General features: G+C 68.0%; 15 protein-coding genes and 2 tRNA genes. 9 read left to right on the forward strand and 8 right to left on the reverse strand.

Translation table 11 applies throughout. The annotated features are described in order from the left end of the window. Positions 1-199 precede the first annotated feature (199 nt). The 4 genes from NBRGI_RS47400 to NBRGI_RS11225 all read left to right on the forward strand — a co-directional run bounded on the left by NBRGI_RS47400 (position 200) and on the right by NBRGI_RS11225 (position 5,445). Positions 200-664 carry a hypothetical protein gene (locus NBRGI_RS47400; protein WP_235210918.1) on the forward strand — a complete coding sequence of 155 codons (465 nt, stop codon included), beginning with the start codon at positions 200-202 and terminating at the stop codon, positions 662-664. Continuing rightward, positions 664-3,258: a polynucleotide kinase-phosphatase gene (locus tag NBRGI_RS11215; RefSeq protein WP_029895234.1), complete on the forward strand. Its 2,595-nt coding sequence runs from the start codon at positions 664-666 to the stop codon at positions 3,256-3,258. The genes NBRGI_RS47400 and NBRGI_RS11215 overlap by 1 nt, the downstream gene beginning before the upstream one ends. Before the next feature lie 161 nt (positions 3,259-3,419). Beyond that, a complete protein-coding gene (locus NBRGI_RS11220) occupies positions 3,420-4,673 on the forward strand; it encodes an EstA family serine hydrolase (RefSeq protein ID WP_029895236.1) in 1,254 nt (417 codons plus the stop codon). A 130-nt stretch (positions 4,674-4,803) separates the two neighbouring features. Next, positions 4,804-5,445, forward strand: a complete 642-nt coding sequence (locus NBRGI_RS11225) for a TetR/AcrR family transcriptional regulator (RefSeq protein WP_029895238.1) — start codon at positions 4,804-4,806, stop codon at positions 5,443-5,445. A gap of 15 nt (positions 5,446-5,460) precedes the next feature. Here NBRGI_RS11225 and NBRGI_RS11230 read toward each other — a convergent pair whose 3' ends face one another. After that, the gene (locus tag NBRGI_RS11230; RefSeq protein WP_029895240.1) at positions 5,461-6,228 is read right to left on the reverse strand and encodes a trans-aconitate 2-methyltransferase; all 768 of its coding nucleotides are present in this window, start codon (positions 6,226-6,228) and stop codon (positions 5,461-5,463) included. 281 nt (positions 6,229-6,509) lie between these two features. On the opposite strand from NBRGI_RS11230, the gene NBRGI_RS11235 reads away from it, so the two are divergent. The 4 genes from NBRGI_RS11235 to NBRGI_RS11250 all read left to right on the forward strand — a co-directional run bounded on the left by NBRGI_RS11235 (position 6,510) and on the right by NBRGI_RS11250 (position 11,686). Beyond that, positions 6,510-7,346 (forward strand): SDR family oxidoreductase, encoded by an 837-nt coding sequence (locus NBRGI_RS11235; RefSeq protein WP_029895242.1) that lies wholly within the window; start codon positions 6,510-6,512, stop codon positions 7,344-7,346. A gap of 87 nt (positions 7,347-7,433) precedes the next feature. Then, positions 7,434-8,483 (forward strand): 3-oxoacyl-ACP synthase III family protein, encoded by a 1,050-nt coding sequence (locus NBRGI_RS11240; RefSeq protein ID WP_029895244.1) that lies wholly within the window; start codon positions 7,434-7,436, stop codon positions 8,481-8,483. Between the two features lie 3 nt (positions 8,484-8,486). Then, entirely contained in the window at positions 8,487-9,422 is a 936-nt protein-coding gene (locus tag NBRGI_RS11245; protein WP_051727663.1) for a hypothetical protein, read from the forward strand. A 203-nt stretch (positions 9,423-9,625) separates the two neighbouring features. Beyond that, positions 9,626-11,686: a helix-turn-helix transcriptional regulator gene (locus NBRGI_RS11250; RefSeq protein ID WP_029895248.1), complete on the forward strand. Its 2,061-nt coding sequence runs from the start codon at positions 9,626-9,628 to the stop codon at positions 11,684-11,686. A gap of 26 nt (positions 11,687-11,712) precedes the next feature. Here the strand turns inward: NBRGI_RS11250 and NBRGI_RS45100 are convergent, their stop codons facing one another. From NBRGI_RS45100 to NBRGI_RS11270, 4 genes are all read right to left on the reverse strand, one after another. Then, positions 11,713-13,776, reverse strand: a complete 2,064-nt coding sequence (locus NBRGI_RS45100) for a tetratricopeptide repeat protein (protein WP_051727664.1) — start codon at positions 13,774-13,776, stop codon at positions 11,713-11,715. A 261-nt stretch (positions 13,777-14,037) separates the two neighbouring features. Beyond that, positions 14,038-14,394, reverse strand: coding sequence for a VOC family protein (locus tag NBRGI_RS11260; protein WP_029895252.1), 357 nt, complete (start codon positions 14,392-14,394; stop codon positions 14,038-14,040). Between the two features lie 218 nt (positions 14,395-14,612). Continuing rightward, a tRNA-Pro gene (locus tag NBRGI_RS11265) sits at positions 14,613-14,689 on the reverse strand. A gap of 47 nt (positions 14,690-14,736) precedes the next feature. Beyond that, positions 14,737-14,810 (reverse strand) — tRNA-Gly (locus NBRGI_RS11270). A gap of 913 nt (positions 14,811-15,723) precedes the next feature. Between NBRGI_RS11270 and NBRGI_RS11280 the strand changes: the two genes are divergently transcribed. After that, entirely contained in the window at positions 15,724-16,674 is a 951-nt protein-coding gene (locus NBRGI_RS11280) for a GGDEF domain-containing protein (RefSeq protein ID WP_014982562.1), read from the forward strand. Between the two features lie 114 nt (positions 16,675-16,788). Here the strand turns inward: NBRGI_RS11280 and NBRGI_RS11285 are convergent, their stop codons facing one another. From NBRGI_RS11285 to NBRGI_RS11295, 3 genes are all read right to left on the reverse strand, one after another. Continuing rightward, positions 16,789-17,967 carry a serine hydrolase domain-containing protein gene (locus tag NBRGI_RS11285; RefSeq protein WP_051727665.1) on the reverse strand — a complete coding sequence of 393 codons (1,179 nt, stop codon included), beginning with the start codon at positions 17,965-17,967 and terminating at the stop codon, positions 16,789-16,791. A gap of 125 nt (positions 17,968-18,092) precedes the next feature. After that, positions 18,093-18,779 carry a response regulator gene (locus tag NBRGI_RS11290; RefSeq protein ID WP_029895259.1) on the reverse strand — a complete coding sequence of 229 codons (687 nt, stop codon included), beginning with the start codon at positions 18,777-18,779 and terminating at the stop codon, positions 18,093-18,095. After that, positions 18,776-19,894, reverse strand: coding sequence for a histidine kinase (locus NBRGI_RS11295; RefSeq protein WP_029895261.1), 1,119 nt, complete (start codon positions 19,892-19,894; stop codon positions 18,776-18,778). Before NBRGI_RS11295 ends, NBRGI_RS11290 begins: the two co-directional genes overlap by 4 nt.

Here is a 19,894-nt window from a genome sequence, read left to right on the forward strand (position 1 = left end):
GGGTCGGGGTCCGCGGGGGCAGAGGAAACCGCTCCACGTACCCCGTCGTTGGCGGTGGCTCGGCGGGCGGCGGTGATTGCCGCGCTGCATGAGGTCGGGGCCGGGCGGGTGCTCGATCTCGGGTGCGGTGAAGGCGTGCTGTTGCGGGAACTGCTGGCGGACAAGGCCTTCGGGGAGGATCGTCGGCGTCGACGTCTCGATGCGGGCGTTGCATATCGCCGAACGTCGCTTGCGGCTGGATCGGCTGCCCGAGCGGGTCGCGGCCCGCTTGACCTTGCGTCAGGGCGCGCTCACCTACACCGACGCCGAGCTGCGCGGCTACGACGCGGCGGTGCTCATGGAGGTCATCGAGCACGTCGATCCGCCGCGGCTCGGCGCGCTCGAGCACGCGGTCTTCGCCGCGGCCGCACCCCGCGCCGTGCTCGTGACGACGCCCAACGCCGAGTTCAATGTGCGTTACGAGAGCTTGCCCGCGGGGAAATTCCGGCATGCCGATCACCGATTCGAGTGGACCCGTGCAGAATTCGAGTCGTGGGCGGCGCGAGTGGCGGCCGCGCACGGTTACGCCGTGCGCTTCGTGCCGATCGGCCCACTCGACCCAGCAGTGGGCGCGCCGACCCAAATGGCGGTCTTCACCACATCGATCCAGGAAGGAGCAGCGTGATGGCGGAACTCTCGGTGCCCGAACTGTCGCTGGTGGTGTTGATCGGCAGCACCGGCTCGGGCAAGTCGACTTTCGCGCGCAAGCACTTCCGGTCGACCGCGATCGTCTCCTCCGATGCCTGCCGCGGCGTCGTCAGCGACGACGAGAACGACCAGTCGGCCACCGCCGAGGCTTTCGCCCTGCTGCACCACATCGCGGGCGTTCGGCTGCGCCGCGGTCTGCGCACCGTGGTCGACGCGACGAATGTCCAGGCCAAGTCGCGGCAGGAACTCATCGCGGTGGCGCGCGCCCACGACGTGCTGCCGGTCGCCATCGTGCTCGACGTCCCGGATTCGGTTTGCCTGCAACGGAATTCGACCAGGCCCGACCGCGCCGGTCTCGGCGCGCACGTCGTCGTCCGGCAGCAGCGCGAGCTGCGCCGCAGCCTGCGGAGCCTGGAACGGGAGGGTTTCCGCAAGGTCTATGTGCTGCGCGGCGTCGCCGAGATCGAGGCCGCGACGATCGTGGACGAGAAGTCGTGGAACGACAAGCGCGAGCTCACCGGCCCGTTCGACGTGATCGGCGACGTGCACGGTTGCCGGGGCGAATTGGAAACGCTGCTCGGCGAACTCGGTTACACCATCGACCGGGACGACAGCGGGCGCGCGGTCGGCGCGCACCATCCGGCGGGCCGGACCGCGGTGTTCGTCGGCGACCTGGTCGATCGCGGGCCCGATACACCGGGCGTGCTCCGGTTGGTGATGGGCATGGTGGCCACGGGAACGGCCCTGTGCGTCACCGGCAATCACGAGCACAAGCTGGTCCGCGCCCTCGACGGTAAGCAGGTGCGGGTAGCGCACGGCCTGGCCGAGTCGCTGACCCAGCTCGACGCCGAGGACGAGGTGTTCCGCAAGGCCGCGCACGAGTTCTGCCGCGGCCTGGTGAGCCACTACGTGCTCGACGGCGGCAAGCTCGTCGTCGCGCATGCCGGGTTGAAGCAGGAGTACCACGGCCGCGCCTCGGGCCGGGTCCGCTCCTTCGCCATGTACGGCGAAACCACCGGCGAGACGGACGAATACGGCTTGCCGGTGCGTTACCCGTGGGCCAACGACTACCGCGGCACGGCCACCGTGCTGTACGGGCACACCCCGGTGCTCGACCTGCAGTGGGTGAACAACACCCTGTGCCTGGACACCGGCGTGGTGTTCGGCGGCAGGCTCTCGGCGTTGCGGTACCCGGAACGCGAGCCGGTCTCGGTTGCCGCGGAACAGGTTTGGTACGAACCGGTACGGCCGTTGCAGGCCACCACGATCAGCACCGCCGAAGGCGTGGTGCACCGGGATCCCGGCGTGCTCGATCTGGCGGACGTGATCGGCCGCCGGGTTGTGCAGACCCGCTACCACGGCCGGGTCGGCGTCCAAGAGGAAAACGCCGGTGCCGCACTGGAAGTGATGAGCCGGTTCGCGCTCGACCCCCGCTGGCTGGTGTACCTGCCGCCGACGATGGCGCCGTGCGCGACCTCGGAGCTGGACGGCTACCTCGAGCACCCGGACCAAGCCTTCGCGTACTACCGCGCGGAGGGCGTCGACCGGCTCGTGTGCGAGGAGAAGCACATGGGTTCGCGGGCGGTGGTCCTGGTGGCCCGGTCCGCGCAGGCGGCGCGGGACCGCTTCGGCGTCGACGACGGCGGCACCGGCGTGATCTACACCCGCACCGGGCGTCCGTTCTTCGACGATCGGGACCACACCGAGGCCGTGCTCGCGCGGGTCCGTGCGGCCGCCGAGCGTGCCGGGCTCTTCACCGAACTCGGCAGCGAGTGGCTGCTGCTCGACACCGAGCTGATGCCGTGGTCGGCGAAGGCGCTCGGCCTGCTGCGCTCCCAGTACGCGGCGGTCGGCGCGGCGGCGCGTGCCGCGCTCGACGCCGCAGGCGAGGTGCTGACCGCGGTGACCGCCCGCGGCTTGGACGTGGGCGAACTCGCGCATCGCACCGGCGCACGCCGAGACGACGCCGCGGCGTTCACCGCCGCGTACGGCCACTACTGCTGGCCGGTGGACGGCACGGCGGGGCTGCGGCTCGCACCGTTCCAGATCCTCGCCGCCGAAGGCGCGAACCACGCGGTGCGCGAGCACGATTGGCACCTGGAACGGATCGATCGGCTGGTCGCCGCCGATCCGGAACTCTGCGCGCCGACCGGGCGGGTGTTCGTCGACCTCACCGACGAGCACAGCGTCGCCGCCGCCACCGCGTGGTGGAGCGAACTGACCACGGCAGGCGGGGAAGGCATGGTGGTCAAGCCGCGCCAGGCGCTGGCGCGTGGTCCGCGAAAGGACGAGGCGGCCACGGACGACGGCCGACTGGTCCAGCCCGGCGTCAAATGCCGTGGGCCCGAGTATCTCCGGATCATCTACGGGCCGGAGTACCTGCGCGAGGACAACCTGCGACGGCTACGAACCCGTGGCCTCGGCCGCAAACGCTCGATGGCCTTGCGCGAGTACGCACTCGGGCTCGAGGCACTCGACCGGCTGGCCGCGGGCGAGCCGCTGTGGCGGGTGCACGAGGCGGTTTTCGCGGTGCTCGCACTGGAGTCGGAACCGGTCGACCCGCGGTTGTGACGTCCCTCACGCGGGGCTGAGCGCGAGGCGTCCGCACCTCGCGTTCGAGCACCGGACCCCCTTGCACGGGGCAACTGAAACACGTTACCGTGCGAGTTAGCGGGCTGCTTGCAAGTGTTATACAGCGAGCCGCCCGGCGTACTGGACAAGGGAGTCTGACCATGCCCGCAGCGACCCCGGACGGCGCCTCGAGCACCGGCCGCATGCTGGTCGACGACCGTTTCACGGCCGTCGCCGCCAAGTTCTTCGCCATGTTCCGGCGTAGGCGACAGGGCGGCGGCGCGCTCGCGGTCTACCTCGACGGCGAGCCCGTGCTGGACATCTGGGCAGGATGGGCCGATCCGGAACGACGCTGGCGCTCCGACACGATGGCGCTGACGTATTCGACCGGCAAGGGTGTCGCCGCGACCGTCGCACACCGGCTCATCGAACGCGGCCTCTTGGACCTCGACGCACCGGTGGCGACCTACTGGCCCGAGTTCGCGGCGAACGGCAAGGACGCCATCACTGTTCGCGACGTCCTGAACCATCGTGCGGGACTGCAACGCATCCGCGGACTGGTCGACAGCCAGGGCACCCTGCTGGACGATGACGCCCTGCTCGACCACGACAGCCTGGCCGCGGCACTGGCCGCGTCCGCGCCGGATCCGTTGCGACTGCGTGCCTCCGGCTATCACGGCCTCACCTTCGGCACCCTCGTCGCCGAGTTGGCGCAGCGCGCCACCGGCCGCTCGTTCGCCGACGTGGTACACGCCGAGCTCGCGGAACCGCTGGGCGACAACGACTTCTGGTTCGGCGTCCCGCGCGGCGAACGACACCGGCTGGCCACTCTCTCGCCGCGGCTCACCATCGGCCGGGTTCCGGTGGACCGCCTGATCGCGCCGTTCGGCGCGCTGCGCAGGGTGCAGTCCGCGCACAGTGCGATCTACGACGGCTGGGCCGACATGAGCATCGGCCAGCGGCCTTACGATGCCGTGATGCCCAGTTGGGGCGGCGTTTTCACGGCCCGATCGCTGGCCAGGATGTATGGCGCGCTCGCCAACGACGGCGTGGTCGGCACCCGCCGCCTGCTGCGGCCGGAGACCACCCGGATGATCGCGCAGATGCTGCCGAACAGTCGTTTCGACTATGTGCTCGGCGCGCCACCGCACTGGGCCCTCGGTTATCACCGCGGCATCGTCGGCACCAGGCTGACCCGAGAAGCACTGGGGCACTTCGGTGTCGGCGGCTCCGGGGCGATCGCCATGCCGGGCGTCGGCGTCTCCGTCGCCTTCGTGACCAATCACCTCGGCTACTCCGGGATGACGCTCGGCGACGCGCGACTCCCCACGCTGTCCGCCCTCGCCAGACGTGCGGGAACGGTCAGCCGGGCCGCGGGCAGCGTGCCGGTCACGCGGCAGGCCGCGGCGGGCTGATCCTGCGCGGTCCCGCACCGAGGGTCGGCGCGGTACTGCGCCCAGGATCGGATACGCCATTGCCGCGGCGTGACCCGCGCCGCGAGTCGGACGGTGACCGATTCTCGCCAGCCTGAGTACGATCGACCGTATGGAAAGTGGCCCCGACTCCGTCCTCACCCGGCGCGAACCCGCCGAGATCACGGACAAGCGGCTGCTGCGCGGGGCACGAACCCGGGAAACGGTGCTGCGGCACGCCGTCGACATCGCCTCGCTCGACGGACTGGCGGGCCTGAGCTTCGGCCGACTCGCGGCCGAGTCCGGTCTGAGCAAGGCAGGCATCCAGACGCTCTTCAAAACGAAGGAAGCCCTGCAACTCGCCGCGATCGACCACGCACGCGACCTGTTCGTCGAGGCGGTGATCGAACCCGCCCGCACGACGCCACGTGGCCTGCCCCGGCTGCGGGCACTGATCGAATACTGGCTGGCCTACATCGAGGCGCCACTGTTCACCGGTGGCTGCTTCTGGATGGCCGCGCTACCGGAACAGGACAGCAGGCCCGGTCCGGTGCTCGACGCGCTGCTGCGCGACCGGCACGCCTGGGTACGTGTGCTCGAACACGAACTGCGGCGCGCGGTGACGGCCCGGGAGATCGCCGAACTCGACGTGGAACTCGCCGCGTTCCAGATCGATTCGGTCCTCTGCGCCACCAATACCGCGCTCCGCGTCGGCGACCCGGCGGCCATACGCCGCGCGCGCCGCATCGTCGACGGATTCCTCACCGCCCCCTGACCCACCCGATCCAGGTCAAGCCGACTTGTGCGCCACCGCGAAGATGCGGCGAAACGGAAACCATGTGGTGCCGTCGGGCAAGGCCGGGTAGACGACGCGCAAGCGCGGGGCCAGCTCGGTCCGGAATTCACGCCAGTCCTCGTCGTCCAGTGCGGCCCGGATCGGTCGCAGCGCCGTGCCGGTGACCCACTCCAGCACCGGGTCCGGTCCGTGCATACGCTGGTAGTAAGTGGTCTCCCAGATATCGGCGACGGTGTGCTCGGTGCTGAGCACCGCTGCGTACCCGGCCGGTTCGGGTACCGCGTCCACCCCGCGCAGCATCGCGTCGGCGAGCCGGGACCGCCAGCGCGCCTCGCCGGCCAGCGCGCGAATCTCCCGGTGCGACGGCGCGTCGAAGTTGCCGGGGACCTGCATGGCGAACCAGGCACCGCGCGGCAACTCGGGCAGCCACTCGGCGAGCAGCGCCAGATGATCCGGAACCCATTGCAGGACAGCGTTGCAGACGACGACGTCGGTTTCCGCGTCCGGCTGCCAGTCGTGCACGTCGAGCACCTTCGCGTCGATCCCGCGCTGCCGCGCATCGTCCACCATCTCCGGCGAGGAATCGAACGCGTCCAGTCGCGCGTCCGGCCAGCGTTGCGCGAGCACTTCGGTGAGATTGCCCGGCCCGCACCCGAGATCGACCACGCGCCGCGGCTTTTCGGCGTCGATACGCCCGATCAGCTCGAAGAACGGGCGTGCCCGGTGATCGGCGAAGTCGAGATACTTCTTCGGATCCCACATACGAACCCTCCTCGTTTAACAGTACGGGCGTACTTAGTACGATTGTACTGTATGGCTTGACGGGCAGATATGTCGAACCCCTATCACCCCCTATCGGCCGCGCCGATGATCGGGCGCTGCCCGAGTACCCGGCATTACGGGCGCTCACACCTCACTCTGCCGACCTGCGCGGGTGCGCTGATGTTGTTCCGGGGCAGCAACTTTCGCGATACGCACAGTTGCGGATAACCCCCGGTCACGAGGGCCTTTCGGCCTCGCGGCGTGTGGCAGGGTGATCGGCTATGAAGACGATCCTGATCACGGGGGCCACGTCGGGTATCGGACTCGCGGCGGCGCGGCAGATCGCGGCAGGGGGCGATCGACTGGTGCTGGTCGGCCGGAATCCGCGCAAGCTCGCCGAGTCGGCGGCCGAGGTGCGCGCCGCCGGGGCAGGTGCGGTCGACACCCTCGAGTGCGACTTCGGCGAGCAGGATTCGGTACGGCGACTCGCCGAGGCGGTGCTGTCCCGGTACGACCGGCTCGATGTACTCGCGAACAACGCGGGCGGCTACCAGAAAGATCGGACCGTCACCAAGGAGGGCGTCGAAAAGACCTTCGCCGTCAATCATCTCGGCGGCTTCCTGCTCACCGAGTTGCTCACCGAACTGATGGTGCGCAGCGCGCCCTCGCGCATCCTGTTCACCTCTTCGGTCCTGCATTTCGGCGCGGGCCTGGATCTCGACGATCTCGCGTTCCGACGCGGATACTCGGGCGAAAAGGCCTACAGCCGATCAAAACTCGCGAACATTCTGTATGCCCGGGCGCTGGCCCGAACCCTGGAGGGCACCGGGGTGACGGTCAACGCTTTCCACCCCGGGGCGGTGGCCACCGGTATCTGGGATGACATGCCGTGGTTCGGGCAGCCGCTGGTCGCGCTGGCCAAGCGACTGTTCATGATCACCGCCGAGGAGGGCGGGCAGGCGCTGGCCTACCTCGCCATCGGCGCGGAAGTGGCCGGGGTGAGCGGCGCCTACTTCCAGCACAACCGCATCAAGACGCCGTCGCGCCGGGCCCAGGACGAAGCGCTCGGCCAGCGGCTCTACACGGTGAGCGCGAACCTGGTCACCGCCACCGGATAGGCACGCCACACAGTCAACGACAACGTTGTCGAAAGTCCTAGCGACACAAATGGTTTGTCACCGACTGAGTTGTAGAAAGCAGGGACAATGCAGCGTACGCGTTTCGAGTCCATCGGCTCGTACACTCCGGCCACTGTCCGTTCCACCGAAGAACTGATCGCCGGCCTCGCGATACCACGGTCGTTGGATCTGGCGCGGATCACCGGAATCGAACGGCGGCGAGTCTACGATTCCCATCCGGACCGCTACGAATCGTCGTTCGAGCTGGCCTTGCGCGCCATCGACGACTGTCTGCGCCATTCCGATTACGCCGCAGACGATCTGGACATCATCATCTCGGCTTCGATCACCCGCACCCGCGGGAGGGAAATCTTCTGCTACGCACCGGCGTTCGCGCTGATGCTCGGCAACGCCATCGGCGCGACCGAGGCCAGGCACTTCGATGTGTCCAATGCCTGTGCCGGGATGATGACCGGCGTGCTCGTGCTGGACCGGATGATCAAGGCCGGGGTGGTGCGCAACGGCATGGTGGTCAGCGGTGAGCAGATCACCCCGATCGCCGAAACCGCGATGCGCGAGATCAGCCAACCGTACGACCCGCAGTTCGCCGCGCTGACCGTCGGTGACGCGGCGGTCGCGGTGATCCTCGACGATCAGGGCGACGACCATGACGAGATCCACTACGTCGAGCTGATGACCACCGCGGAGGGCGCCGAGCACTGCCTCGGCATGCCGAGCGACCGGTCGGCCGGCATCGCGCTCTACACCGACAACCGCGCCATGCAGAACGAGTCGCGCTACCGCCAGGGCATCGAGCGGATCGACACTTTCCTGCGGGAGAGCGGAAGATCCTGGGAGACCGAGAAATTCGACTACTGGATCCATCACCAGTTCAGCGCTCCGGCGCTCGAATACCTGGGGCAGCTCACCGGACAGCACTTCGGCACTGCGATGCCACAGGCGCTGAATGTGTTGCAGGAGTATGGCAATACGGCGTCGACCTCACACTTCCTGGTGTTGCACGAGTATCTCGCGCGGCAGCAGATACCGAAGGGTTCGAAGATCCTGATGATCCCCGCGGCCTCCGGCATCGTTTCCGGCTATCTCGCCGCGACCGTCTCCCGACTGGAGGCCTGAGTCATGGCGACCACCATCGTCGCGGCGGCGACGAACACCGATCTGGACACCGGCAGCTATTTCGAGCTGGCGACCCGCGCGGCGATGTCCTGCCTGGAGCAGGCCGACGTCTCCGTCGACGAGGTCGGCATGCTGGTCAATACCGGCGTGTTCCGCGATGACAATATTTCCGAGCCCGCGGTCGCGGCGCTCATCCAGAAGCGGGTCGGCATCGGACTCGAGTACGAGCCGGGCCGGGTCCCCGCCTTCTCCTTCGACCTCATGCACGGTTCCACCGGCCTGCTGCACGCGGTCACCGCCGCCGAATGCTTCCTGTCCACCGGCGAAGTCGAGTACGCCCTGATTCTGGCCGGTGATACCCATCCGTCGCGCCAGCGATATGTCGCCGGGTTCCCCTACACCACCGGGGCAGCCGCGGTACTGCTCGAAAGCACACCTTTCGCAGCGGGTTTCGGCCGCCTGTACACCACGCGGACCGACGGTGACGCCCAGCCCAGCGCTTGGGTGGCGCTCGGCGAGGCGGGCGCGAACGGCCGCTCGGCCATGCGCGTGCGGCACGGCGACGAAGACCCGCTCACGCTCGCGGCGGCCGCGGTACGCGCCTGTACAGCCGAGGAGGGCATCGACAGCCACGACTTCGCCACGGGCCGGACCCTGCTGCTCACACCAGCGCCCGCGCTGGGGTTCCGGGCGCGCTTGGCCGAAATCCTCGGGCTCGCACCGGAATCACTTGTCGGCGTGCCCACCGAGGTCGGTGACCCCTACTCCGCGGCGCCGGTACACGCGTACCTGAACGCGCAGGAGTCGGGCGTGCTCGCCGCCGCGGAGACAGTGCTGTTCCTGGCCGCCGACGACGCCTCGGCGGCCTGTCTGCCCTATCGGCAGCCGGTGCCGGCCTTCGTCGGCCGCGCTGCCGTCACAGAGACCGAAAGGCCTTGACGTTCGGGAGCTTCCACGGTTTTCCACGCATTACCGGCATTCCGGCAGCCTTGTCGCCGCAATGCCGGGACAGGTCAGAGAAGGCGGCTTAGGCTGTTTGCACCGGCTGGATCAACGGGGCATCCGGACATGCCCCTGCTGCGACGACGCATCGATGGTGCCCTTCCACAGTCGGGCACACTCATCGATGAAGGGACTAGGGCATGCAACGGCCGATCTCGGTACAGAACACCCAGTGGTCGACCATCGCGGAATCCAGTATCGGCCAGGCCATGGCGGTGCTCGGCGGGTGCAGCACCGTCGGCCTGATCGCGGAGCTGCTCGCCGTGGACGAGACGGCGGTCCGCACGGTGGTGCGCAGGCTGGCCGCCCGGTCCTCGACCCGGGTGGTGATCGACGATCTGGACGCGGTGGAGCGGCGACCCCGCGAAATCCCCGCGCCCGCCCATCCGGAACTGCGCTGCCGCGCGGCGGAACTGTTGCACAGCAAGGGATTCCCGGCGGCGACGGTAGCCGACCAGCTGGTCGAGGCCGGCGTCGCCGACTACCCGTGGGCGGCCAGGGTGCTGCTCGCCGCCGCCGACGAGGCCTTGGCCAACGATCAGATCGACCGGGCGGCCGACCGGTTGGAACTGGCCTATCGCGCCACCCGGGACCCGAGCGCCCGCGGCGCGCTCGCGGTCCGGCTGGTCTGCGTCGACTGGCGTGGCAGCCCGTCGAGCCGGACCCGGAACTTCAGCCGGATGCGGGCGGCGCTGCGCGGCGGGCGGGTGCCTGCCGCACAGTTGCCCGCCGCCGTCATGTTCCTGCTCTGGCACGGCCAGACCCAGCGCGCGGATCATGCGCTGGGACAGCTGGGTTCGTGCCCGCGCGACGAATCCGCGCCGCAGGCCGAGTTCCTGCGCGCCTGGCTGCGCTTCACCCACCCGCCCTACGTGTCCCGGCACCAGGGTCTGTTCGCCGACGGGCGGCTACCCGCCGACGACCGATTACCCGAACCTGCGCCCGGGACCGTCGCGCCACGAAGACCGACGCAGCCGGACCAGCGGCCTCCGCATCTGCTCGGCGCCGAGCTGCTGACCCGGCTGTGCACCCCGCATCCGCTCGACGACACCACCACGCTCGCCCAGCGCCTGCTCACCTGTCATCGGCTCGCCTCCACCACCGTGGAAACCCTTGCCGCGGCCGTACACTGCCTGATCTACACCGATCGGCTCGATACCGCCGCCGCGTGGTGTGATTCGCTGCTCGCCGAGGCCGAGGCACGCAAAGCCCCCACGTGGCAGGCGATCTTCGCCGGCCTGCGCGCGGAAACCATGTTGCGCAAGGGCAATCCGCGCGCCGCCGCCAACGAGGCCGCGCTCGCGCTGAATCATGTTCCGGCCGAGCATCTAGGCGTGTGGATCGGGATCCCGATCGCGGTGCGGGTGCGCGCGTTGACGTCCGCGGGCCGACTGGCCGAGGCCGAGGCACAGCTGCGCAGGCCGGTGCCGCGCGCGCTGTTCGAGTCCCGCTTCGGGCTGCTGTACCTGCACGCGCACGGCCACTTTCAGCTCGCCACCGGGCAGCCACGCGAGGCGCTGCGCACCTTCCGGCGCTGTGGTGAGCTGATGCGCCGCTGGCGGATGGACTTCCCGTGGCTGGTGCCGTGGCGCAACGACATCGCGGTCGCGCATCTGGCGCTCGGCGAGGGCCGACATGCCCGCGCCTTCGCCACCCGGCACCTCGACCTGCTCGGCGGTGCGCCGGCCCATCGCACCGGCGGTGTCTCGCTGCGTCTGCTCGCCGCGACGGCCGACCGCTATCAGCGGGTCCGGTTACTGCGCGAGGCGACCGCGATCGCGCGGTCAGCCGGCTGCGATCTCGAACTCGCCACGGTCCTCGGTGATCTCGGCGCCGCGCACCGGGCTGTCGGCGATCACGAGAAGGCGCGCATGCTCGTTCGCGAGGCGGTGCGCATCGCCGAAGCCTGCGGCGCCGACCCGCTGCTGCGCGAGCTGCTCGGCGAACGCCAGCCCGCGCCCACGGTCTCTCCGCTCACCGCCACACCCACCGGCGTGGCCGCCCTCAGTCCCGCCGAACGCCGCGTCGCCGAGCTCGCCGCCCACGGTAAACGCAACCGCGAGATCGCCGCCGCCCTGGCCATCACCACCAGCACCGTCGAACAACACCTGACCCGCGTCTATCGCAAACTGGAGATCACCCGCCGCACCGAACTCACCTTCACCCTGAACGCCCCGAACTCGGTGTCGGCACCCGCCTGAGGATGCTAGGCCGGCGCGACCGTGGCTCAGCGCTGCCGGGCATCAAGCCAGCCGGGAACGTGCTCTGCGCTGCGCGGAAACATCTGTAGTTCCTGCTGGTACGCGCGCGCGTCGGGTCGATGGTCCCAGTCCGGCTCGTGGTCCCAGTCGTATTCCGCGTGGTACTTCCCGTTCACCACGAGGTGGAACCGGACAGAGGTCCACGTGCCCTGCCACGGCCGGTACATGTCGCGGCGCAGCTCGCTGAAGAAGGTCCGCGCCTGTGGAGCCTGCCACTCGATCGCCTGACCGAGCACGGTGAGCACTTGCGCCCGCGTCTCCACATACTCGCCGACCGACCGGAAGTCGATGAACAGCTGTTGCCAGTCGCTCGGCAACCGGTGCAGCAGATGATCGCGGTAGCTGTCGAGCTCCTGGGCGACGAGCTGCATATTCAGCGGTATGAGCTCGGTGATGTCGACGTCGGTGTTCTTGGCCCGCCCTTGCCATTTCGGCAACCGATCGAGCAGCCATTCCGGCGTGTACTCGAGTTCGCGCGGAAACCGCTCGAGTTCTTCGACATACGTCGCCTCATCGATGGCGAACGGCCAGTCCGGCTCGTAATCGATGTTGTACGAACGGAAGAACGAGCCGGACGAGTCGATGAGGAACCTGGCCGACAACCACCCGCCGCGTTCCGGATCGCGCCGGTAGTGCGCGATTTTGATGGCGTCCAGCAGCGGTGTCAGCTCGGTCGGCGCCGCGAGCACGGTGGCCGCACCGTGGTCCGGCAGCACCGTCAGCGACAGATCGTGGACCCTGCCACTCACTCGCGCGATCAGATCTATCCGGCGCCAGCCTGTTTCGCCGACCAGATCGACCAGTCGATTGCCGAGCCGCTGAGTGAGCTCGTCGAGGTCGCCACCGGCGTCCACGGGAGCTGCCCCGTCGTCCGAGGCTCGGGTGAGATGGGCCAGCCAGGTACGCACCTGGTCGGTCAGCTCGTGCTCGACACCGTAGACCCGTTCGGAATCCGCCAGCACGCGCGTGTAGGTGGCGACGGCGTCGTCCAGACGTCCGGCGTTCTCGTACACGCCCGCCAGGCTGTTGCGCATCGCCAGCAGATCGGCATGGTCCGGGCCTACCACCCGGACGTATTCCTCGATCACCCTGATATGCAACGCGATCGACTCGTCGAAACGTCCGGCCGCCCGGTACCCGCGAGCCAGCGTGTAGCGAATCAGGATCGTCTGCTCCTGTGCCGTACCGACCACGCGCTCGTGCTCGGTCAGCGCCGTCTCGTACGCGGTGACCGCCTCCTCGATTCGTCCGGCGAAACCGTATGCGCACGCGAGGCTCAGCTGCGTTCCGAGAGTGTCGAGGTGGTCGGCACCGAGCTCTCGACGGCGCAGCCGCAGGTTGGTCTCCCGCAACTCGATGGCGCGGTCGAAGCGATCGGCGGACTCGTACGCGTCGGCGAGGAAGTCCCGGTAGCCGACCGGATTGTCATGAGCCGGACCGAAATACCGTTCACGCGCGGTGAGCACGGCTGCGTCCAAGGGAATCGCGTCATCGACTCGTCCCACGTCCCGGTAGCAGTTCGCGAGGCAGGTTCGGGTCGTGATGGTGAGGGTGTCATCGGCGCCCAGCACTCGTTCGCGAGCGGCGAGCGTCACCTCGAAATGTGTTATGGCACTGTCTATGTCACCGATGGAGTGATAGGCCTGGGCAAGTTCGTGCCGGATCATCAGAGTATCCGGATTGTCCGGGCCCTGTGTTTGCTCGGCCCCAGCCAGCAACACCTCGTACAACGTCGCGGTGGTGCGATCCGCCGCCGGGTTGCCGAGCGCGGTATCTACGAATTGCTGTGCCGCGTAGAGCAATTCGGAATCAATGTCGGCGTGGTTGGCGACGAAGGCAGCGTTGAGCGTCGCGCGAGCCGTGGCCGAATCCGGTTCGGCCGCAATGTCTCGCAGGTCGACTCCGGGATAACGCTGACCGATCAGGTTCCGCAACTCACCGTAGGCGTCGAGCACGACGGCGGTGGTGACACCTGGTTGTCCGGCAGCCCCGGCTGCCACGGCGGTCGTGATGATGTCGATGGGATGCACGTCTCGGGTTCGAACCTTTCCAGCGATAGCGGTCGGACGCCGCCTCGCTTGCCGATGGCGCGGAACGGATGTCGAAATCGTGCGCGTCGCGGCCAGCGGCCTCCCCTGCGCGCCGACACTAGGTGTGGAACGGGTTGTCCGCAAGATTGCGAGATCAGGTGGGCGGCACGGTTCGCCGGCTACGGCAGTCCGGCCCAGCACCCTCCGCCCACCCTGCCCGCCGACGCCGACTCCACGGACAAGCCAGGCACAGAGGTCGTTTCACAGGACCGGTGGCGCTTCGGCGAGCGAGAGGCTGTTCCCGTCGGGGTCGAGCACGTCGACATGGCGCACGCCGTTGCCGTAGGTCTCGACCGTTCCGTAGGCAATGCCGTGTTCGTCGAGACGAGCCAGGAAGACGTCGAGGTCCGTGACGCCCAGTGTGATCATCGAACCGCCCACCCGGGCGGCCCGAACCGCACGATCGTCGACGACGACCCACGCGTTCGCACCGGTTTGCCACAGCCATTCCTCGCCGATGACCTCGTCGGCCGCCCGCCCGAAGAACGCCGCATACCAAGCCCGCGCTCGGGTCCGATCACTGACGCCCATGACGCTGTAGAGGTCCACGTCCACCATTCCTGTCGTCCGCTACGAGGGCGGATAGACAAACCTAACCGCGGTGTCGGGTCGCGAGGAATTGGCGACGGTGCAGGCGAGATCCGGCGAGGCGGAGCGTGCACCCAACGTGCACTACGCACCAAACGCCTACGGTCCAATCCGAGCACCATCGGCGCATCGAGCAGGCTCGGCCGTACCCGGCATGAATCTCTGACCTGCTAAGACAGAGTTGAAACTGGTCGGGGTGACAGGATTTGAACCTGCGACCCTCCGCTCCCAAAGCGGATGCGCTACCAAGCTGCGCTACACCCCGTGTCCCTCGCGGCGGGTGATCGGCCGCCGCCGAGGCTGAATCCTGTGTGGAGCGGGTGACGGGAATCGAACCCGCACCATCAGCTTGGAAGGCTGAGGTTCTACCATTGAACTACACCCGCAGGCATACGACATCTATGGGATCGCCACGATGTCGTGTGCGTTGAGACTGTACCGAACCCGGCTTCCCAAACGCCAATCAGCCCCCCGCGCAGTGCGATCACGCGGGTGCCGGGACCGGTCGTCGTCGCAACGCCCGGCAGGAGTCTCGCACGGTACCGCCCCGGTCAGCGTGGGGCGCGCAGAACAGAACTAAATGAAATTAAAAGGGGTCTCTTCCTTGAAACTCGGGCGTGTCGGACCGGAAACGGGGAGCATATGGTTCGCGTGACGACTCCTGTCGGGGGGGAGCCGTGGCCCACGGGGTGGCCATTTGTCACGCTCGACCGGTCGCGGAGAGGATGCCACCCATGGGGACATCACGACTCGCCGCAAAGGCAGCAGCAGTTTCTTGTCAGCTGCCGCCGACCGCCGAGTGTGCTACTGGCAGGAAAATCCGGCCCAACACCCTTACCGGGCCGAAGACTCGCGCATCCTCGGCTACTCCTCCGGCTACTTCGATGCCGAGGTCCGAAACATGGACCGGCGGCCGGCGAGCCCGGCCCCACGGCATCGAGGCATCGCGAGGGGTCGCGGGGACCCGTTCGGCGTGGCGCTACAGCGTGTCGCCAGCGCGTCCTGGCGCGACTTCACAGCGAACGAAATCCTGGTGTAACACTGGCGCGTCTGCTGCGATCACATACCCGATCGCCATTCGCGAGGGATCGAGAACACGTTGTAAAACAGCGTTTTTCGATGCCGGGTGGCTTGCTAGGATCCTTTTTGCCGGACGGGGGTATCTGGAAAGGGGGCGGTGAGCGTGCACCGAGCGAGGTGGACCCAACCGCGTAGCAGTGCGAAGGATCGGGGTGAAACCGGCACCAGTGCCGGCGCCGTGCCGCAAGGCACCGACGTTACCTGCGTCGGGTGAGTTCGATGTCGATCGATATCGAGCCCCCCGTCGCCGCGATGGCCCGCGCCTGGGCCCGTGCGGTGTGCGCCGAGCCGGGTTCCGGCGCGGCGCCGCAGCAGCTGGAACCGGTACTGATCGAAATCGTCGACCGGCTGCTCACCCTGGCCCGGTCCGAGCCGTTCCCCGTGCCCGAGGCGCGGATGCTCGGCGCCCGGCTCGCCGAGGCGCCGTTCGACCGCATCCGGATGCTCGCGCAGGCCACCCGCTGGCTGCTCGGCTTCCCCTCCGGCGCGCCGGGTTCACTGGTCGCCACGCGCTGGCCGTTCGTCGCGAGCCAGGCCATCGACAGCTACGCCCAGGCGCTGCAGGAACGCGCGCTGGCACAGCAGGAACAGAATCTTTCCGCGAAGGTGTCGCTGCGCGTCCAGGAGATCGCGGCGTTGCAGCATCGGCTCCGGCACGAGGCGACCCACGACGCGCTCACCGACCTCGCCAACCGAACCCTGCTCCAGGATCGGGTCCGGTTGATGTCCACCGACCCGAACCGCGGCGTCGGCCTGCTGCTGATCGACCTCGACCGCTTCAAGCAGATCAACGACGGCTACGGCCACGCGATCGGCGACGAGGTACTCGTCGAACTGGCCAACCGGCTACGCGAGGTGTGCCCGCCCGACACCGTGATCTGCCGGTACGGCGGCGACGAATTCGTGCTCGCGGTGAATCCGCCGCACAACACCCTCGGCGACCTCGCCCATCGGATCGTGGCCGCGCTGCGCGACCCGGTCTGGTCGACGGCCGGCCCGGTCCCGGTCTCGGCGAGCGTCGGCACCGCGTACTGCCCGCCCGGAAGTTCCTGCGATTTCAGTGATCTGCTGCGTCGCGCCGATCGCGCGATGTACTCGGCCAAGACGGCAGGCGGACGCCGCTTCGCCCTCGCCGACGAACCGGAGATCGACACGGCCGTCGCCGGATAGCGACGGCCGTGTCTACTCAGTCAGGCTGGCAGGTGGGGCACCAGAACAGGTTTCGGGCCTCCATGACGGCATGGCGACCGGGATGCCGCAGCGGCGGCAGGCGGATACCTCGAGTCACGCGATCGCGCAGAAGACGGCTGCGAATGCGGTCGCATACCGTTCGTTGGTCTGCTCGGTGTTGACGCTGATGGTTGCCGCGGTTCCCGCGCTCGTGGCTATCGCCATCGTGCTGAAGCCAGGAATCCCGCCCGAGTGCCCCCACGCCTGTTTCACTTCGTTCCCGCAGGGCACCTCGAAACGGACCAAGCCGAGTCCGTAGGTCATCTCGGTGAAGGACGGCATCGGCATCGCATCTTCCATCTGCGCGAGTTGCGCTGCCGGTAGCAGTTTGCCGGTGACCAGTGCGGTGAAGAACCGGTTCACGTCGGCGCCAGTAGAGACGATCGCGCCGGCCGCTCCCGTCCATGCCACCTCGGCGTCGGTGGCATCGACCCACTTGTCGTCGATCTTGCGATAGCCCCGCGGGTGCGGATCGCGTAAGCCGGTGTCACCGCGCGACGGAATGTAGCTGTCGCGCATGGCGAGAGGTTCGAAGATGCGGCTGCTGATCTCGGCGGCGAACGGACGGCCCGCGACGTGTTCGATCAACATCGCCAAGAGCGCATAGTTGGTGTTGGTATACCGGAACTGCGCTCCGGGCTCGAACTGCGGCGGCATACTCGTCGCGATACGCACCAGGTCGGCCGGTGTGAAATCACGATAGGCCCTGCCGTCGGTCGTCTGATCGAGTTGCTGAGGCAGCTTCTCGGAGCCGCCTTCGGGGGCGAAGTCCGCAAGGCCACTGGTGTGCTGGAGCAATTGGTGCACCGTGATCCGGTTGCCGTCATTGCCGTTGCCATGCACCAGGCCCGGTAGATACCGCTCGATCGGAGCCTCGAGCTCGACGGAGCCCTCGCCGACGAGTTGCATCACCACCGTGGCAGCGAAAGTCTTTGTGACGCTGCCGATTCGGATGTGAGCCGCGTCCGCATATGGTGCGCCGGTGGCAAGGTCACCCGCCCCGGCGGTGAAGGTGTGCTGTCCGTCCGGTCCACTGATAACTGCCTGCGCGCCGGGCATCCCGGAGCGGACCAGATCGGTCAGTGCGTCGGCGACTCGACTAGACATCGATGCGTCAGCACTCCGGCTCGCGGTGCTGTCGGCCGCTGTGTTTTCATCGCAACCCGCCGCGACCAGCATCGCCGCGGTGAAGACGAGGTACCGGCCGCGCCCCCGAAATATGCCCCAACCCACTCTGTTGAACCTCTTTCCACCAGATGACCGATTTCCTTCTCGATCTGACGGTAGAGACGGAGTCCATCCGTGCCTATCCGGTGACGCCCGGAATTCGCTGTACCCCCAGGGTGGTACTTCCAGGTTTACGAGCGCCGGTGATCGGTCGGCGGGGAGGGCGTGATCAAGCCGCTCTCGTAGACGGCGACGACGACTTGCGCACGGCTGGACAGTCCGAGTTTGCCCATGATGCGCTTGACGTGGGTTTTGACGGTTGCTTCGCTGAGTCCCAGGTGCTGCGCAATCTGGGCATTGGTCAGTCCCTTGCCGATCAGCCGCGACACCTCGGTCTCGCGAGGAGTGAGTGCGTTCAGTCGAGGGCGGGCGACAGAGCTGGTCCGGTGCCGGTGTGCATAGGTTTCGATCAGTCTGCGTGTGATGGCGGGCGAGAGGAGTACGTCACCGGCGATAATGGCCTGCACGGCGGTGATGATCCGCTGCGTCGGGGTGTCTTTGAGCAGGAATCCGGACGCACCGGACGCGAGCGCTGCGTAAACGTATTCATCGAGGTCGAACGTGGTGAGGACGATTACCTGCGGTCGATTGTCGTGCGGAGCATCCAAGAGCTGTCGGGTGGCCGCGATCCCGTCGAGTACGGGCATGCGGATGTCCATCAGGATCACATCCGGGGAGGTGCGGTTCGCGAGTTCGACGGCCTGGCGACCATCGGCGGCGGCGCCCACGATCTCGAATCCAGGTGCGGCACTGAACAGGGTGACCAGACCGGTACGGATGAACGTCTGGTCGTCAGCGATGAGTACGCGGATGGTCATCGCACGCCGTTCATCGGCAGCCGCGCTTCGACAGCGAACCCGCCACTCGTGCGCGGGCCGGCGGTCAGGACTCCGCCGTAAAGCGCGGCGCGATCACGCATGCCCGAGATACCTTGCGGCACAGCGGAGCTCGTCGATGCTCCGCCCGCACGACCGTTATCGATCACCCGCACCGTCAGTGTGCGCTCGCCGTAGTCGAGGTAGATCCGCGCCGCCGCGGGCCCGGCGTGCTTGAGGACGTTCGTGAGCGCTTCCTGCGCGATGCGGTAGGCGCACAGGTCTATTCCCGGCGGTAGAGACCGAGCGCGCCCGGTGCGGATGAGTTCGATGGGCAGACCAGCCGCACGAGTGCGGTCGGCCAGTTCACTCAGCTGCGCCAGTCCCGGTTGCGGGTGGTAGTCCGAAGTATCTTCGGGGTCGGTGCGCAGCACCGCAAGCATCCGTCGCATCTCGGCCAGTGCCTGGCCACCGGAATCTGCGATCGCGGTGAGCGCCGTACGTGCGGCCCGCGGATCGGAATCCAGTACGTACTCGGCAACGCCGGCTTGCAGGGAGATGACCGAAATGTGATGGGCGACAATATCGTGCAGCTCCCGCGCGATCCGCGCCCGCTCCTCAGCGGCGGCCTGCGCCGCGCGGTGGTCGGCCCGCTCGGCCCACCGCCGGAACGCGTCGCCCAGTGCCCACGCACCCACGGTCTGCAACACCGCGTTCACCACATCCGGCCAGCTCAATCCGGCCGCCGTAGGCAGATAGGCGAACAGCGCGGCGGCTATCGCCAGACCCCAGATGGCCGCCGCAACCCTGGTGGGCCGATGCTGCGCCACGCTGAACATCCCGACCAGCAGGCCGATCCCGTAGAGCGGGAAGTCCCCGCCATGGCCCAACAGGAGATAGGCGACCACCGCACCGCTGATGATCAGCATGCATGTCACCGGTGCAAAGCTGCGCACCACGATCGGCGCTGTCGACAATGTCGCCAACATCACGGCCGGCCAACTCATACGATCCGTGGTCGGCATGCCGACCACGGTCAAGGCTGTCAGTGTTACCGCGAGCAGTGTGTCGATCAATAGTGGCCGATGATTTGCCAGCACTTGCCTCACGATAGCCAT

This window comes from Nocardia brasiliensis IFM 10847, assembly GCF_000710915.1.
Lineage (GTDB): Bacteria > Actinomycetota > Actinomycetes > Mycobacteriales > Mycobacteriaceae > Nocardia > Nocardia brasiliensis_A.